The organism is Streptomyces brevispora (assembly GCF_007829885.1).
Taxonomy (GTDB): Bacteria; Actinomycetota; Actinomycetes; order Streptomycetales; family Streptomycetaceae; genus Streptomyces; species Streptomyces brevispora.
The window spans coordinates 284,042-300,764 of sequence record NZ_VIWW01000002.1 but is presented as its reverse complement, the minus strand read 5'-3'; the positions used below and the strand labels follow the sequence as shown (position 1 = coordinate 300,764).

Genomic DNA, 16,723 nt, shown 5'->3' with positions numbered 1-16,723 from the left:
GCCGGACGCAGACAGGAATCCCGCCATGACCACCACCGCACACCCGGCCGGCCCGCACACCGGGGCCGCCGCGGCGCACCGTACGCACGAGGTCACCAACCAGGCGCCGCCCCGGAGCGGGCTCGACGAGTACGGCACCAATGTGCCGCTCACCGAGGCCGTCGCCGTGTTCGGTGCCGGCCGGCACGAGCCGGAGCTGCACGGAATCGGCCGGCTGGTCGGCTCGGAGACGTTCCAGGCCGATGCCGAACTCGCCCACACCTCCCCGCCCGTTCTGCGCACCCATGACCGGTACGGCAACCGGATCGACGAGATCGACTTCCACCCCGCGTATCACGAGGTCATGGGCGCGGCCGTGCGGCACGGCGCGCATACCGGGGGGTGGGCCGACCCCGGACCGGGCGCCGCCGTGGGCCGGGCCGCGGCCTTCATGCTGTTCGCCCAGATCGAGCCGGGGCACGCCTGCCCGATGTCGATGTCGCACGCCGTGGTCCCGGTCCTGCAACGCGATCCGGAGGTGGGCCGGGACTGGCTGCCCGGCCTGCTCAGCCGTTCGTACGATCCCCGGCCGATCGCCCCGGGCAGCAAGTCCGGGCTCACCTTCGGCATGGGGATGACGGAGAAGCAGGGCGGGTCCGACGTGCGCGCCAACACCACGAGGGCGGTCCCGGTGGCCTCCGACCCGGACGGCCGGGCCCATCTGCTCACCGGGCACAAGTGGTTCTTCTCGGCGCCGATGTCGGACGCGTTCCTGGTCCTGGCCCAGGACGGGGCCGGCCTCGGCTGCTTCCTCGTACCGCGGGTCCTGCCCGACGGCGCCCGCAACACCATCCGCATCCAGCGGCTGAAGAACAAGCTGGGCAACAAGTCGAACGCGTCGGGCGAGGTGGAGTTCGACGACACCTGGGCAGTGCGGGTCGGCGAGCCGGGCCGGGGTGTGCCCACCATCATCGAGATGGTCAACCACACCCGTCTCGACTGTGTGCTCGGCACCACCGCCGGCATGCGCCAGTCGGTGTCCGAGGCGATCTGGCACGCGCACCACCGCAGCGCGTTCGGCGCGCGGCTGACCGGCCAGCCGGCCATGACCGCGGTCCTCGCGGACCTGGCACTGGAGACGGAGGCCGCCACCTGGACGTCGATGCGGCTGGCCCACGCGTACGAGGACGGCGGCGGCGAGCCGGAGGCGATGTTCCGCCGGCTGGCCACCGCGGTGTCGAAGTACTGGATCTGCAAGCGGGGCCCGCACCACGCCTACGAGGCGCTGGAGTGCCTCGGCGGCAACGGCTACACCGAGGACTGGCCGCTGGCCCGCCGCTACCGGGAGCAGCCGGTGATGGCGGTGTGGGAGGGCTCGGGCAATGTCATCGCGCTCGACGTGCTGCGCGGGATCGCCCGCACCCCGCAGTCGCTGGAGGCGTTCTGGACCGAGCTGGAGGGCACGGCGGGAGCCAGCCCGGTCCTGGACGCGCACATCGGCCGGGTACGGCGGGACCTCGCCGAGGACCTGCGCGACCCGGTCGCCGCGCAGACCCGTGCACGCGCCACGGTCGAGGGCATGGCGCTGGCCCTGCAGTCCTCGCTGATGCTGCGCCACGCTCCCGCGCCGATGGCCGAGGCGTTCGTGGCGGCCCGGCTCGGTGAGGCCCGCGGCCACCAGTACGGGATCCTGCCGCGGGGCACGGACGCCGCCGCGATCGTGGCCCGGCACTTCGGCGAGGGGTGAGGCCGACGGGCTGAGGCTGGAGGTTGAGGCGGGAGGCTGAGGCGGGGGGTGAGGCCGGTGCCTCGGGTTGCCGGACCATGCGGAGGCGCGGGGCCCGCCCCTGTCTGTCACACCGCGTCGGCCGGGCGCCTCCCGGACCAGCCGAGCAGGACCACCGAGCACACGGCGGCGAACGCGCACCAGGTCGAGATGAACTCCAACCGCCACAGGGCGGCGCACACCGCGGCCCCGCCCGCTGCCAGCACCCCGAGCCACCACAGCCACCGGTCGCCGGACAGCAGAAGCGATCCGACGGTGGCCAGGAGATAGCCCGCGACGAGCAGTCCCGGGCGGGGCAGGTCGAGCACATAGCCGAGGGTGTGCCCGCGGATCTGCGCGGTCACGGGCCGGACGGCCAGGCTGTACCCGAGGGCGGCGGACGTCGCGGCTCCGGCCGCCAGCGGCAGCACCAGCTGCCACCGGGCCTGCGGCGGCGCCGCGCACAGGACGCCCAGTGGCACCCACAGCGCCAGCAGCGGGAGCGCGATGACGGCCCAGGCCACGGTGGCCGGGCCGGTGCCGCCGTCCGAGCGCCACACCTCGGACTCGATGATCTGATGGGCGCCCAGCAGCAGTGGGAGCGCGGCGAGCGGCAGGTCCTGGAGCCGCCGCGTCCGTACGACACAGGCCACGCCGATCGCCGCGACGGCGGTGCCGGCGACAAGATCGGCGGTCGCGCTCCAGCACATGGCGTCACCCGGGGGTTTCTCGTTCGCGTGAACCGGTCTCCTCCCCGGGCACGCTACGACCCCCGCGCCGTGCGCGAGGACTGACGCGGCGGGCTCAGGTCGTCGCGTCCGACCAGGCGTACGGCGGCGGCACGGGCCCGTCCGCGGACCCCGCGCCGGCCTCACCGAGTTCGCGGTCGGCCACGCTCATCAGCTGGGCCGCGACATCGCGCATCGCACGGCTCGCCGCGAGCTCGTCGCCGATGGTGGGAACGTCCGGATCCTGCGGGCTGCAATGGGCGACCCCGTGGCCGGTGAGTTTCGCCGTGCCGGTGTCCAGCACCGCCGCCGCCTTCGTCGCGCCGTCCTCCTCGGACAGATCGACGCGGACCGTCCACTCCATCGTCCGGCTCATCGCACACCTCCAAGCCCGCGCCGGCCGCCGTTCGACAGCCGCCACACGGGTTCACTCCCAGCATCCACCCGATCGGCACGCCGCGCGCGTTCCCGGCCGCCCGAACGGCTCGTCCTGCGCGGATCCCCGCACCGAATGAGGATGACGTGGGCCGTGTTCCGGAGCAGTCGGCGCGCGGCCCCGTACCGAATCCGAGGCATGTGCCTCCCGGATCGTCCCGCCACGACAGACCCTGTAGTGCGGCTCGCCACCACACGCACCGCGGAGCGGTCCATGAACCGGCGTCGTCCTCCCCACTCGGCCAGTTCCGAGGAACTCCTGACCACGCTCCAGCACCTCACCTCCCGGGCGCGCCGCGAGGTGGAGCGGCATCAGGCGCGGACGGAACTGGCCGAGGTGAGTCAACGCGAGATGCTGCCCTCCTCCCTGCCCGCCCTGCCGGGGCTGCAGACCGCCGCCCGCTACACGCCCGCCCGCAGCGGTCTGGACATCGGGGGCGACTGGTACGACGGGTTCCGGCTCCCGGACGGTTCGCTCGCGTTCGCCATCGGGGACGTACAGGGACACGACGTCGAGGCGGCGGCCTTCATGGGCCAGATCCGGATCGCGATGCGTGCGCCGGCCGTCACCGCGGCCGATCCGGGCGAAGTGGTGCGCCGGACCAATGAACTGCTGCTGTCCGTGGACTCCGACCTCCTCGCCACCTGTGCCTTCGTCCGGCTCGACCCGCTCACCCGGGAGCTCCAGAGTGCGCGGGCGGGTCATGTCGCCGCGGTGTGGGCCCCGGCGAACGGGCTGTCGGGCACCACCGAGGACGAGGGCGGTCTGCCGCTCGGGATCCAGAGCGGTGAGGAGTACCCGGTCACCACACGGCACCTCACGACCGCCGGGGCCTTCGTGCTGCTCACCGACGGGGTGATCGAGGGGCCGTCCTACTCGATCGACGACGGGATGGACGCCGTGGTCCGGCTGGTGCGCTCCCGGGTCGGTGACGACGCGGGCGAGCTGGCCGACGCGATCCTGAGGACGGCGGAGCGTACCGGGCACCAGGACGACGCCGCCGTGCTCGTCCTGCGGCACGAGGAGTTCCCCGCCGCCCCCGGATGACCGAGCGATCCGGGCCGGTACGTGTCACGCGGCCGCCTCCGGCGGGGGCCGGTGTCTGATGAGAACAGTGATCCGCAGCGAGAAGTACCGGCGCAAGGCCGCGGCACCCCTGCGGTGCTCGTGGTCACCCCGCTGGTACTGGTCGTGCTGCTCACGGCGCGGATGCCCCGGGTGACCGACCGATGGGTCGAGGCCGGTGCGCTGCTGGTCGTCGCGGTCGCGGCCTCGTTGCTGGCCACCCGGAGTGCGCTGTCGATGCTCTGTCTGGTGTTCCCGATCCTCATCTGGGCGGCGCTGCGGTTCCAGCTGGCGGGCAGCGCGCCGTGCGCCCTGTTGGTGTCCGTCCTGGCGGTGGTCGCGGGGACGGACCGGCTGGGTCCGTTCGCCGGCCACGGCATGGTCGAGGTGATGGTCAACCTCACGGTTCTCAACGGAGCCGTGGCGCTGACCTCGCTGCTGCTGGCCGCCGTCGTCGCCGAGAAGCAGAACGTCCGCCGCCGGATCGAGCGCGCCTGCGGGGAGCCGACCGAGGTGGTGGACCAGCTCGCACCGGGCCGGTCGGCGGCGGTGTGGCCGTCCCGGGCGAGCGACGAGCGCGAGCGGCGCTGACCCCCGCCGCGCGGGGCCGCCGAACGGGGCCGCCACACCGGGCCGCCTCGGAAAGCGCCGGCGCAGCACGGGGAGCGGCGGGGCCGGTGCGGGAAGCGGCGGGGCCGGTGCGGGAAGCGGCGGGGCCGGTGCGGGAAGCGGCGGGGCCGGTGCGGGAAGCGGCGGGGCCGGTGCGGGAAGCGGCGGGGCCGGTGCGGGAAGTGCCGGGGTCAGCGCGGGAAGTGCCGGTCCAGGAAGTCGTTGCGGAAGGTGCCGGCCGGGTCGTAGCGGGCCATCAGCTTCTCGAAGTCCGGGTACCGCCCGTACAGCGTGCGCAGGACATCGGGGGCGGTGGTGAACACCTTGCCCCAGTGCGGCCGCGCGCCGAACGGCGCCAGCGCCTCCTCGATCTCCCCGAGCACCGGTGCCACCGCCGCGGTGTCCGGTACCCAGGTGAAGTGGAAGGCCACCGAGTCCCTGCCGGACGCGGGGCTCAGCCAGAGGTCGTCACCCGCGACGGTACGGATCTCGGAGATCTGCAGCAGTGGGGCGATCCGGTCGCGGAGCCGGGCCACGGCCTCGTAGGCGGCTGCGGCGTCCTCCCGCGCCACGAAGTACTCCGACTGCAGCTCGTCCCCGTTGCTGGGGGTGAACTCCAGCCGGAAGTGCGGCAGCCTCCGGTGCCAGGCTCCGGCGGCGCCCTGCTGCCGGGTGCAGTTACCGGCCGGCATACCGGCGATCGGATGGCGCGGGCCGTCGGCGAGCCGTGCGCCCAGCCACTCGCCGGGCGCCTGCCGCACTCCCCCACTCCCCACCCGCTGCTTGAGCCATACCTGGCCGACCGGTCCGGGGCGCCAGTCGGTGAAGACGCTGACGCTGTACGCGGCCGACATCACCTCGTCGAAACCGCCGGTCAGCCGGGACTCGGGAAGGTCCTCGTAGACCCACTGCTGTACGTCGAAGGCCGGGACGATGTCCAGCGTCAGCCGGGTCACCACGCCCAGCGCCCCCATGGACACCACCGCTCCGGGGAAGTCCGTGTCGCCACGCCGCAGCGACACGGTCCCGCCGTCCGCCGTGACCATGTCCAGTGCCCGGACGGCTCCCGCGAGCGACCGGTTGCCGACACCCGAGCCATGGGTTCCGGTAGCGCAGGCGCCGGCCACCGAGATGTGCGGGAGCGAACCCAGGTTGTGCAGGGCGAAGCCGCTCCCGTTCAGCTCGTCGGCGAACTCGCCGAAGCGGAGCCCCGCGCTCACCGTCACCGCTCCCGCCGCCGGGTCGATCTCGACCACGCGCGGCAGACCGGCCACCGACACGAGGTCCCCGCAGGTGTCGGCGACGGTGTTGAAGGAGTGCCGGGTGCCCAGGGCACGCACCGCGCCGGAAGCGGCCACCGTCTCCCGCAGTTCGGCCTCCGAGCGGGGCACGCACAGTCGCCTCGCCCCGAACGTGACGTTGCCGGCCCAGTTCTTCTCCGCGGGAGTCACCGTGCGTCCTCTTTCACTCGTGGCCGGGCGAAGTCCCCCGGCGGTGCATTCTCCCAGACGGCCCGCCGGACCCGTCCGGCGAGCAGGCAGCGCGGACCAACGAATCGGCCACGTAAGGTGGTTGACTGAGGAGCGGTACATATCCGCACACCACCCGATTCCGGTGCGTCCCACATACCGACACCCGCGCACAGAACCCTTGATCCAGCACGGAACGGGACGAGTTCCGGCTCACACCGCATGTCTGAACTTCACTGGAACTCCAGCGAAATGGCACGTGTGTGGATATCGTGCACCGAGCGAGGGCGCGTCCGTCAGTCCACAGGATCGGCGGATGCGCCCCGTTTGTGGAGATGCGACTGTGACTGGGGGGTTCATGGGGCATGTCGAGCTACCCGAATCCGAGATATCAGGACCTGTGGGACTGGCGGGGGCGCCGCGTCCAAGGACCGTTTCCAACCGCCCTCGCAGCCAGAAGTTCGACCGGCTGCCGCAGGGCCCGACCGTACAGCGCGAGCGTTCCGCCCGGACCGGGCCGAGGAACAGGCCCGGCCGGTACCTGCCACTCGTCATCTGCTTCGACCTGTTCGGCCTCGGGCTTCCCGGCTGGCTCGTCCTGCGCACCGACGGAGAGCCCGGGGCCCTGGCCGGTGCGGCCGCGGCCGCGCTGGTGTGGTCCGGGGTGCGGGCCGCGCGCGGCCGGTACTCGTTCCGGGCCCCCGGCCCCGCGGCGGGAGCGCTGACCGCGTCCGGGGACTGGTTGCTGCTCATCGGCGTACTGGCGGTGCTCTGGACGGTGGCCGACGGGTCCATCGATCCGGCGGCGGCGGTCGTGGCACTGATCCCCGGCCTGTTGGCGGCCACGACCGTGTCCGGAGTGCTTCAGCTGCCGCGGTGGGGGAAACGGCGGACGCCCCGCCGGGTGCTGGTGGTCGGCGAGGCCGCGGGGGTGGACCGGGCGGTGCGACTGCTCGGTTCGCGTTCGGACCACGAGTACCTCGTGGTGGCCGCCGTACCCGTGGGAACGACGGCACTGGACTGCGACGCCCCGGTCCCGGGGCGGCTCGCGCCGGCGCCTGCCGACGACGACGCCTCGACGGTGCTGGGCGCGGCCTTCGCGCACGACGCCGATCTGGCTCTGGTGATACCGGGGCCGGAGCTCGCCGAGGAGCGATTACGATGCTTGTCCTGGGGCCTTCACGACGGCGGACTCGAACTGTCCGTGCTGTCGCACCTCTCGGAGATCGCGGTGGGCCGGGTCCGTCCGACGTCGGCCGCCGGACTGACTCTGCTGCACATCGTGCCGCCGCTGCGGCGCGGACCGCAGCCCGTGCTCAAGGCCGCGGTGGACCGTACCGGCGCCGCCCTCGGCCTGCTCACACTGGCCCCACTGCTGCTGCTGGTCGCGGCGGCGGTCCGGCTCACCTCCGGCGGACCGGTCTTCCACCGGCAGATCCGCCACGGGCAGCACAACCGGCCTTTCACCATGTGGAAGTTCCGCACGATGATCGCGGACGCCGAACAGCACCGGGCGCGGCTCGCCGCGGCCAACGAGAACGACGGCCCGATGTTCAAGATGCGCCGCGACCCCCGGGTCACCCGCGTCGGCCGGTTGCTGCGCCGCTCGTCCCTCGACGAACTGCCCCAGCTCTTCAATGTTCTACGAGGTGACATGTCCCTGGTCGGACCGCGTCCACCGCTGCCGGACGAGGTGTCCCGTTACGACGAGCGCGAGCTGAGACGGCTCGCGGTCAAACCGGGACTGACCGGCCTGTGGCAGGTCAGCGGGCGCTCCGATCTGTCCTGGCAGGAGACCGTATCGCTTGATTTGTGGTACGTGGACAACTGGTCGGTGGCCACGGACATGGGGCTCATGGCCCGTACGCTGCGCGCCGTCACCGACGGCCGCGGGGCGTACTGAGAGCGGCGGCGGCAGATGCGAGGAGCGGGAGAGGGCCGGGTGGGCGGCAGCGCGAAGGCGTCCACCCACCCGGCCGGGAGGGCCGGTCCCGGCCGTCGGTCAGACCTGGGCGCCCTGCTGCTGGAGCCACCAAGCGTACGTCCTGGCGATTCCCTCACGCAGCCCGATCCGCGGTTCGAAGCCGAGGGCGGCCAGCCGGGACACGTCCAGCAGCTTGCGCGGCGTGCCGTCCGGCTTGGCGGTGTCCCATTCGACGATTCCCTGATAGGACGTCACATCAGATACTGTCGAAGCGAGTTCACGGATCGTCAGATCCGCTCCGGAGCCGACGTTGACGGGTTCGTCACCGTCATATCGCTCCAGCAGCAGTACACAGGCGGCTGCCAGGTCGTCGACGTGCAGGAACTCGCGCCGGGGGCTTCCGGAGCCCCAGAGCGTGACGGCAGGCGCCCCGCTCCGCCGCGCCTCGTGGAAGCGGCGGATCAGCGCGGGCAGGACGTGCGAGGTCTCCAGGTCGAAGTTGTCACCCGGTCCGTAGAGATTGGTGGGCATGGCGCTGATGTACGAGGCGCCGTACTGCCGGCGGTAGGACTGGATCTGCACGATCCCGGCGATCTTCGCCAGCGCGTACGCCTCGTTGGTCGGCTCCAGCGGGCCGGTGAGCAGGGCGCTCTCGGGGATGGGCTGCGGGGCGCGCTTGGGGTAGATGCAGGACGAGCCGAGAAAGAGCAGCCGCTCGACGCCCGCCGCGTGCGCCCCGGCTGTCACGCTCAGCTGGATCCGCAGATTGTCCTCCAGGAACTGCACGGGATACGTGCTGTTGGCCATGATCCCGCCGACCTTGGCGGCGGCCAACACCACGGCGTCCGGACGCGCGTCCCGCAGAAAGGCCGCGGTCCGCTCGGCATCATGCAGGTCCAGGTGGTCACGGCCGCGAGTGATCGCCTCGTGGCCTTCGGCGGTGAGTCGGCGCACCACCGCCGAGCCCACCAGACCGCGATGGCCGGCGACGAACACACGGGCGCCGGGACGTAGCAGGGACGGGACGGATTCCTGGGAAGGGCCGGGGAGATCAGTCGTCATGGCTCGGATTGTGCCAGCAGCTCCATGTCGCGGTGACGTTTTACCGCAGATCGCTCAAACTCTGAAATTTCGTCGGCCAACAGCCTCTCGGCGACCACAGAAGGGGGAGACGTGGCGAAGACCGCGCTCATCACCGGCGTGACCGGACAGGACGGTTCGTACCTGTCCGAACTGTTGCTCCAAAAGGGATACACGGTCCATGGACTCATCCGCCGTTCGTCGAGCTTCAACACCGAGCGGATCGACCACATCTACCAGGGTCCCGAGGAGGAGAACCGCTCCTTCGTCCTGCATCACGCCGATCTCGCCGACGGTGTCGCCCTGGTGAACCTGCTGCGCGACATCCGGCCCGACGAGGTCTACAACCTCGGCGCGCAGTCGCATGTCCGGGTCTCCTTCGACGCCCCGCTGTACACGGGTGACATCACCGGGCTCGGCACGATCCGCCTCCTGGAGGCCGTGCGCGCCAGCGGCATCGACACCCGTGTCTACCAGGCGTCCTCCTCGGAGATGTTCGGCGCCAACCCGCCGCCACAGAGCGAGCGGACGCCGTTCCATCCGCGCAGCCCGTACAGCGTCGCGAAGGTCTACTCGTACTGGTCGACGGTCAACTACCGTGAGGCGTATGGGATGTTCGCGGTCAACGGGATCCTGTTCAACCACGAGTCCCCGCGTCGCGGCGAGACATTCGTGACCCGGAAGATCACTCGCGGGGTGGCCCGGATCAAGGCGGGCCTGCAGACGCATCTGCACCTGGGGAACCTGGACGCGGTGCGCGACTGGGGTTACGCCCCCGAGTACGTCGACGCGATGTGGCGGATGCTCCAGTGCGACGCCCCGGACGACTACGTGGTGGCCACCGGTGAGGGGGTCAGCGTCCGGCAGTTCCTGGAGTACGCCTTCGAGCACGCCGGTCTGGACTGGCGCGACCACGTCCGGTACGACGCGAAGTACGAGCGGCCCAGCGAGGTCGACGCGCTGATCGGGGACGCGTCCAAGGCGGCGGAACAGCTCGGCTGGAAGCCGGCCGTGAAATCGCGGGAGCTGGCCCGGATCATGGTCGACGCCGATGTCCGGCAGCTGGCCGACCAGCTCACCGGGGCCGCCGTGCGGGTCGACCGGTGAGCCGCCCCGGACGTGGCGGGGTGTTCGCCGCGGTGCTCTCCCTGGCGGCCGGGGTCCTCACCGTGTCCGGGGTCACCGCTCCCCCGGCCGCCGCGCTGACTCCGCCCGTCGGTTTCACCGCCGACAGCCTCGCCACGTACCAGACGAACGGCATCGTCTGGTCGCTCGCCGAGGCGAACGGCGTCGTCTACGCGGGAGGCACGTTCACCGGTGTGCGCCCGGCCGGCTCCCCCGCGGGCGGCAACACCACCTCCGCGGTCAACTTCGCCGCGTTCGACGCGGCCACCGGCGCACCCACCGGCTGCTCGCTCTCCTTCACCCGGAGCAGCGGCACCTCGACCGTGCGGGCGCTCGCGGTCTCGCCCGACAAGTCCACGCTGTACGCGGGCGGCTACTTCAACGCGGTCAACGGGACGGGCGCCAACGGCCTGGTCGCCATCAACACCGGCAACTGCACGCTGCGCCCGGGGTTCGCACCGAACTTCGGGGCGACCGTGCGGGCGCTGGACGTGGCGGCAGACGGAACCGTCTACGCCGGCGGCGACTTCCAGAGCCTCAACGGCCGGACCCGCCGCTTCTTCGGCGCGGTCACGGCCGCCGGTGCGGTGACCGGCTGGAACCCGGACGTCGATGATCCGGGCAGGACCCTGAAGGTCACCCCGGACGGGCAGAACGTGCTGATCGGCGGCGACTTCTTCACCGTGGGCGGCACGAACTCTCACGCCCTCGCGGTGACCAGCGCCGCTTCGGGCGCGCTGACCCGTGCCTACACCGGCAACTTCATCCCGTCCTCCGCCGTGATCAAGGACATCATCACCGACACCGCGTCCAACGGCTGGTACGTCGGTGGTGAGGGTGCCGGCGGCGCCTCCTTCGACGGCCGTCTGGCCATGGGGCTCGACACCTTCGACCAGCGCTGGCGGGACACCTGTCAGGGCGCCACGCAGGCCCTGCGGGTCTACCGGGGGGTGCTCTACGCGGGCAGCCATGTCCACGACTGCTCGACCATGGGCGGGTTCCCCAACCAGGTCCGCAAGCACCTCACCGCCCAGTCGGTCGACGATCCGGCCATGCTGGGCTGGCTCCCGGACACCAATGACGGCATCGGTGAACCGGTGGGGCCGCGTGCCCTGACCGTCTCGTCGCGGGGCGGCCGCGACTTCCTCTGGGTGGGCGGGGAGTTCACGACCGTCAACGGGGTGGCGCAGCAGGCCCTGACCCGGTTCGCCAACGCCCCGGACACCGGGGCGCCCTCCGTACCCGTGGTGAGCCTTTCGGCGCCGCGGGCCGGTGAGGTGCGGGTCAGCTGGCGGGCGAGCCTGGACCTGGACGACAGCCTGCTCACCTACCGGGTATACCGCGACGGCGGCTCGACGCCCGTCCGCACCATGACCGGTTCCTCGCTCTTCTTCAGCAGGCCGCAGTTCACGTTCACCGACACCGATGTCGTGGCGGGGCGGAGCTACTCGTACCGGATCACGGCGAGCGACGGCACCAACACCAGTGCGCTCAGCCCCAGTTTCTCCGTCACCGCGGCCGCTTCGTCGAGTCCGTACGCGCAGCGGGTACTGGCCGACGGGGCGGATCTGTACTGGCGCTACGACGAGGCGGGCGGCGCGTTCGCCGCCGATGCCTCGGACAACGAAGACGGCGGCGTGTACATGAACGCGCCCTCGTACCGTTCGACGCCGTCCGCCGTGGCCGGTTCCGCGGCGCTCGCCCTCAACGGCACCGACGAGTACGTCTACAGTGACCGGCTGCACCACTACACGTCGCCGACCCCGTACTCCATCGAGACCTGGTTCCGCACCGACACGGGCCGGGGCGGCCGGATCGTCGGTTACGGCAACAACATCGGAAGCGCGCAGGGGCACACCAGCGGGATCTCCGACAAGCTCCTGTACCTCACCGACAACGGGCGCCTCACCTTCGGTGTCCAGGTCGGCAGCACCAGCAGCCGCCCCACCGTCACCTCGGCCGCCTCGTACAACGACAACGCCTGGCACCACGCGGTGGCCACCCAGGGACCGTCCGGCATGAGGCTGTACGTGGACGGCGTGTCCGTCGGCTCCAACCCCACGGCCGGCAACCGCTCGTACAACGGGTACTGGCGGGTCGGCGGGGACGCCATGACCAACGGCTGGCCGAACCGCCCCACCAGCACCTACTTCGCGGGGCAGGTCGACGAGACGGCGATCTATCCGTCGGCGCTGACCGCGGCGCAGGTGGCCGCGCACCATGATCTGGCGGACACCCCGTCCGGTCCGGGCGACACCACCGTCACCCTGACACCGACCGAGGACGCGTACGTCAACAGCGTCGCCGCGAACACCACGTACGACGACAACCAGCTCGCTTCCCGGGGCACCACGGCCTATCTGAGCTACCTCCGGTACGACCTGCCCGCCGCCCCGGCCGGGCAGGAACTCAAGAGCGCCCGGCTCACCTTCCGTACCTCGTCGGACCCCACGGCGGGCTCGGCCGACAGCCACACCCTCGTGCCGGTCACCGGCGCGTGGACCGAGTCGGCGGTCACCTACAACTCCCGGCCGTCGCTCGCCGCGACGGTGCTCGGGACCATTTCCGGCGCGACCGCCGTCTCCACCGACTACGCGGTGGAGCTGGACGCGCCGGCGCTGGGCGGAGCCCTGGGCTCCTCCTACTCACTCGCCCTCACCAGCGGCGGAACGGACTCTCTCCGCATCTGGTCGAGCGAGGTCGCAACCGCGGCCCACCGGCCGCAGCTCGTTCTCACCTTCGGAGCTGAATGATGAACGAAAGTACGGGGCGCAGATCCCGTGGACGTGGCCGGGTACGGGCCGCGGCCGCCGCGCTCGGCCTGCTCGCCGGGGCGCTGAGCGCCGCCGCTGCCGGGGGTTCCCCGGCCACAGCGCTCACCGCGCCGGTCTCGCTCACCGCCGACAATCTCTCCACCTGGCAGACCAACGGCATCGTCTGGTCGATGGCCGCGTCGGACGACGGGGTCGTCTACACGGGCGGCACCTTCTCCACCGTACGGCCGCCGGGCGCGCCTGCCGGATCGTCCGAACAGCCCGCGGTGAACTTCGCCGCGTTCGACGCCGCGACCGGTGCGCCGACCGGCTGCAGCCTGTCGTTCACCCTCTCCTCGGGAACCGCGACCGTGCGGGCCCTCACCCTCTCCCCCGACGGCAAAACCCTCTACGCGGGAGGCCAGTTCGGTTCGGTGAACGGGGTCGGCGTCAGTAACATCGTGGCCATCGACACGGCGACCTGCACCCCGCGCACGAACTTCAAGATCGCCGTCTCCGCGACCGTCCGGGCCCTTGCCGTCACCGGCGACACGGTCTATCTCGGCGGTGACTTCAACAGTGTCGCGGGGCAGACCCGCAACAAGTTCGCCGCGGTCACCACGGGCGCCGCGCTGAAGCCGTGGACGGCCAACACGGACGAGGTGGGGCGGGCCGTAGAGGTCACTCCCGATGGGCAGCACGTCGTGATCGGGGGCGACTTCTTCACCGTCAACGGCACCGCGTCGCACGCCCTCGCGGTGGTGAACGCGACGACGGGCGCCCTGGACAAGAGCTACCCGGGCTTCATCCCGAACACCTCGACGGTGCAGGACCTCACCACGGACGCCACCAAGTTCTACACCGCCAACGAGGGCACCGGGGGTGGTGTCTTCGACGGCCGGATCGCCGTTGACCTGACCACCTTCCAGCAGGTGTGGCGGGACACCTGTCTCGGTGCCACACAGGCCGTCCTGGTGCACAAGGGGGTGCTCTACAGCGGCAGTCACGCTCATGACTGCGCCTCGATGGGTGAGTTCCCGGACCAGCCGCGCAAGCATCTGCTGGCGCAGTCCGTCGACGACCCCAAGCTGCTTCCGTGGTTCCCCGACACCAATGACGGGATCGGGGAGCCGGTCGGCCCCCGGGTGATGGCGCAGACCGACAGCGGCGGGCATCACTACCTGTGGGTGGGCGGCGAGTTCACCACCGTCAACAGCTCACCGCAGCAGGGGCTGACCCGCTTCGCCGACGGCCCCGACACCGGGGCCCCGTGGGTGCCCAACGTGAGCGTCTCCACGGTCGCCCCGAACAAGGTGGACGTGAACTGGCAGACGAGCTTCGACACGGACGACGGGGAGCTGATCTACCGCGTCTACCGGGACGGCGCGAGCACACCCGTCCACACCACGACGGGCTACTCCGTGTTCTGGGACCGCCCGCAGCTGCGATGGACCGACACCGACGTCGCACCGGGTGAGACGCACACCTACCGGATCAGTGCGAGCGACGGCATCAACACCAGCGCCAAGTCACCCGCGGTGACCGCGATCGTGGCGTCGAAGGCCGAGAGCTACCCGGCCAGGGTGCTGTCCGACGGCGCCACCCTGTACTGGCGCTACGACGAGGGCACGTCTACCTTCGCCGCCGACACGGGAGCGGGTCTGGACAACGGCTTCCTGCGCAACGCGCCCTCCTATCGGCAGACCCCGGCCGCCGTGGCCGGGCCCTCGACCGCCATCGGGTTCAACGGGACCACTCAGTACGCGTACAGCAACCGGAGCCACGCCCAGGCCACGAAGTTCTCCGTGGAGACCTGGATCAAGACGACGACGATCCGGGGAGGGAAGATCATCGGCTTCGGCAGCAAGACCATGGAAGTGAGCGGCCAGTACGACAAGCATGTGTACATGCTCAACAACGGGCGCCTCACCTTCGGCACCCACGACGGCGGCGGCCGGACCGTCAGCACATCCACGGCCTACAACGACGGTGCCTGGCACCACGTCGTCGCGACCCAGGGTTCAGGCGGCATGGCCCTGTACGTGGACGGACAGCTCCGTGTCTCGAACGCGCTGTACACCACGAACGAGAACTACACCGGCTACTGGCGGGTGGGCGGGGACAACCTGGCGACCTGGCCGAACCGTCCGACGAGCGACTTCTTCGCCGGACAGATCGACGAGACCGCCGTGTACCCGACCGCGCTGACCGCGGCCCAGGTCAGTGCCCACTACGCCCTGAGGACAGGTGGATGAGACATCCGTTCCTGGCCGGCGCCGTCGTCGTGATCACGACGGCGGCGCTGGCCGCCTGCGGCTCCTCCTCCGACGGAGGCGGGGAGAAGACGGCCGGCGCCGGCCTTGCGGCCTCGGCGGGGCCGGTGGCCGGCGCGCCCGCGAGCCCGGACGGCTCCGCGGGGCCGGGCGCGGCCCCGGCCGGTCCGCGGGCCTCGCGCTCCAGTGAGCCGCCGAAGACACCCACCGTCGAACTCACCCCGGCCACAGGCACGTTCACCAAGAAGCAGAAGAAGTACCTGGTCGACCGGGTGCCCAAGGGCATGGACCCGGCGGCGGTGCTCCAGAGCGGACAGGAGACCTGCGACCGGCTGACGTATCTGGTCAAGGTCGACCGGGACATCGCGGTCGGCGCCGTGGCCACGGGCGAGATCGCCGATGCCGAGCCCGCCGCCGGACACCTGTGCACGCAGCACAAGGAGCTCGTGGAGCAGGCCTCGCTGGCGTACCCCGACGGCACGTACAAGGGCGCGCGGCTGCGGCCGGGCCGCTACCGCGATGTCGCACCCACGAAGAACTGCGGCTGGGAGATCACCGGGGCGAACGGCAAGGTCCTGGCGTCGGGCTCGTCCGGCGACGGGAAGCGCAGCCGCATCACGATCCCGGTGGCGGCCCGCGCCTTCACCTCCACAGGCTGTTACGCCTGGCTGCCCGAAGGAGGCAACGGATGAACAGGCTGCCGATAGCCGTGGCCATCCCCACGAAGAACGAGGGGCTCAACATCGCCGAGGCGGTGAAGTCGGTCCTCGGCCACTTCGAGGCGGTCGTGGTGGTCGACTCGCACAGTACGGACGACACGGCGAAGATCGCCGCGGAGTGCGGGGCCGAGGTCGTCATGTACACCTGGGACGGCGGGCATCCGCGCAAGAAGCAGTGGTGCCTGGACCATGTCCGCACGGACCTGGACTGGATCCTGCTGCTCGACGGCGACGAACGGCTGAGCCCCGGTCTGCTGGCCGAGTTGCGGCAGGTCTTCGCCGACCCGGACGCGCCGAGGCCCGCCGCGTACGACATCCCGCTGGGTTACTGGTTCTCCGGGAAGCGGCTGCGGCACGGCTACACCATCCGCAAGCGGTCGCTGACCGACCGGACCCGCAGCCGGTATCCGGAGGTGGGCGATCTCGATGCCCCCGGCATCGGTGAGGTCGAGGGCCACTACCAGCCGGTCGCGGTGAGCGCGGGAACACTCCGTAACCCGATCGAGCATCAGGATCTCGACCCGGTGACCGCCTGGTTCGAGCGGCACAACCGGTACTCGGACTGGGAGGCGTGGCTGGAGCATCACCCCGAGGTCAAGGAGCAGGTCCGCAGGGTCAAGTCCCGTCAGGGGCAGCTGTTCCACAAGGCACCGTTCAAACCGCTGGTGTCCTTCGCGTACATGTACGTGTACCGGCGGGGCTTCCTGGACGGGCGGGCCGGCCTGGACTTCGCCCTGGCGATGAGCTTCTACCGGTGGCAGATCGCCCTGAAGTCGCGTGGGGCGTCAGCTTCTTGAG

The 16,723-nt window shown here is 71.3% G+C and carries 12 protein-coding genes and 1 pseudogene; 9 read left to right on the top strand and 4 right to left on the bottom strand.

Features of this window, described 5'->3' with window-relative positions; translation table 11 throughout:
* The first annotated feature begins 25 nt into the window (after nt 1-25).
* Nucleotides 26-1,726, top strand: a complete 1,701-nt coding sequence (locus FHX80_RS30815; protein WP_145767786.1) for an acyl-CoA dehydrogenase family protein — start codon at nt 26-28, stop codon at nt 1,724-1,726.
* A 107-nt stretch (nt 1,727-1,833) separates the two neighbouring features.
* Here FHX80_RS30815 and FHX80_RS30810 read toward each other — a convergent pair whose 3' ends face one another.
* Together FHX80_RS30810 and FHX80_RS30805 are read right to left on the bottom strand one after the other, a co-directional pair.
* Nucleotides 1,834-2,454 (bottom strand): DUF6629 family protein, encoded by a 621-nt coding sequence (locus tag FHX80_RS30810; RefSeq protein ID WP_145767785.1) that lies wholly within the window; start codon nt 2,452-2,454, stop codon nt 1,834-1,836.
* A 94-nt stretch (nt 2,455-2,548) separates the two neighbouring features.
* A complete protein-coding gene (locus FHX80_RS30805) occupies nt 2,549-2,848 on the bottom strand; it encodes a DUF1876 domain-containing protein (RefSeq protein ID WP_145767784.1) in 300 nt (99 codons plus the stop codon).
* A gap of 273 nt (nt 2,849-3,121) precedes the next feature.
* Between FHX80_RS30805 and FHX80_RS30800 the strand changes: the two genes are divergently transcribed.
* A complete protein-coding gene (locus FHX80_RS30800) occupies nt 3,122-3,955 on the top strand; it encodes a PP2C family protein-serine/threonine phosphatase (RefSeq protein WP_145767783.1) in 834 nt (277 codons plus the stop codon).
* Nucleotides 3,956-4,069: 114 nt separating this feature from the next.
* A pseudogene (locus tag FHX80_RS30795) lies at nt 4,070-4,564 on the top strand (MASE1 domain-containing protein); the annotation flags it as partial.
* 209 nt (nt 4,565-4,773) lie between these two features.
* Here FHX80_RS30795 and FHX80_RS30790 read toward each other — a convergent pair.
* Nucleotides 4,774-6,033: an FAD-binding protein gene (locus FHX80_RS30790; protein WP_145767782.1), complete on the bottom strand. Its 1,260-nt coding sequence runs from the start codon at nt 6,031-6,033 to the stop codon at nt 4,774-4,776.
* Nucleotides 6,034-6,451: 418 nt separating this feature from the next.
* On the opposite strand from FHX80_RS30790, the gene FHX80_RS30785 reads away from it, so the two are divergent.
* On the top strand, nt 6,452-7,954 hold the full coding sequence (locus FHX80_RS30785; protein ID WP_145767781.1) for an exopolysaccharide biosynthesis polyprenyl glycosylphosphotransferase: 1,503 nt from the start codon (nt 6,452-6,454) through the stop codon (nt 7,952-7,954).
* 99 nt (nt 7,955-8,053) lie between these two features.
* On the opposite strand, the gene FHX80_RS30780 is transcribed toward FHX80_RS30785, so the two are convergent.
* Nucleotides 8,054-9,037: a GDP-L-fucose synthase family protein gene (locus tag FHX80_RS30780; protein WP_145767780.1), complete on the bottom strand. Its 984-nt coding sequence runs from the start codon at nt 9,035-9,037 to the stop codon at nt 8,054-8,056.
* A 111-nt stretch (nt 9,038-9,148) separates the two neighbouring features.
* Here FHX80_RS30780 and gmd point away from each other — a divergent pair, with 111 nt between their 5' ends.
* The 5 genes from gmd to FHX80_RS30755 are packed head-to-tail and all read left to right on the top strand — an operon-like array spanning nt 9,149 to nt 16,722.
* A complete protein-coding gene (gmd, locus tag FHX80_RS30775; RefSeq protein WP_145767779.1) occupies nt 9,149-10,162 on the top strand; it encodes a GDP-mannose 4,6-dehydratase in 1,014 nt (337 codons plus the stop codon).
* A complete protein-coding gene (locus FHX80_RS30770; RefSeq protein WP_145767778.1) occupies nt 10,159-12,933 on the top strand; it encodes a LamG-like jellyroll fold domain-containing protein in 2,775 nt (924 codons plus the stop codon). The genes gmd and FHX80_RS30770 overlap by 4 nt, the downstream gene beginning before the upstream one ends.
* Nucleotides 12,933-15,188, top strand: coding sequence for a LamG domain-containing protein (locus tag FHX80_RS30765; protein ID WP_145767777.1), 2,256 nt, complete (start codon nt 12,933-12,935; stop codon nt 15,186-15,188). Before FHX80_RS30770 ends, FHX80_RS30765 begins: the two co-directional genes overlap by 1 nt.
* The gene (locus FHX80_RS30760; RefSeq protein ID WP_145767776.1) at nt 15,185-15,898 is read left to right on the top strand and encodes an Rv1352/Rv1906c domain-containing protein; all 714 of its coding nucleotides are present in this window, start codon (nt 15,185-15,187) and stop codon (nt 15,896-15,898) included. Before FHX80_RS30765 ends, FHX80_RS30760 begins: the two co-directional genes overlap by 4 nt.
* Nucleotides 15,895-16,722 carry a glycosyltransferase family 2 protein gene (locus tag FHX80_RS30755; RefSeq protein WP_145767775.1) on the top strand — a complete coding sequence of 276 codons (828 nt, stop codon included), beginning with the start codon at nt 15,895-15,897 and terminating at the stop codon, nt 16,720-16,722. The genes FHX80_RS30760 and FHX80_RS30755 overlap by 4 nt, the downstream gene beginning before the upstream one ends.
* Nucleotide 16,723 lies beyond the last annotated feature (1 nt).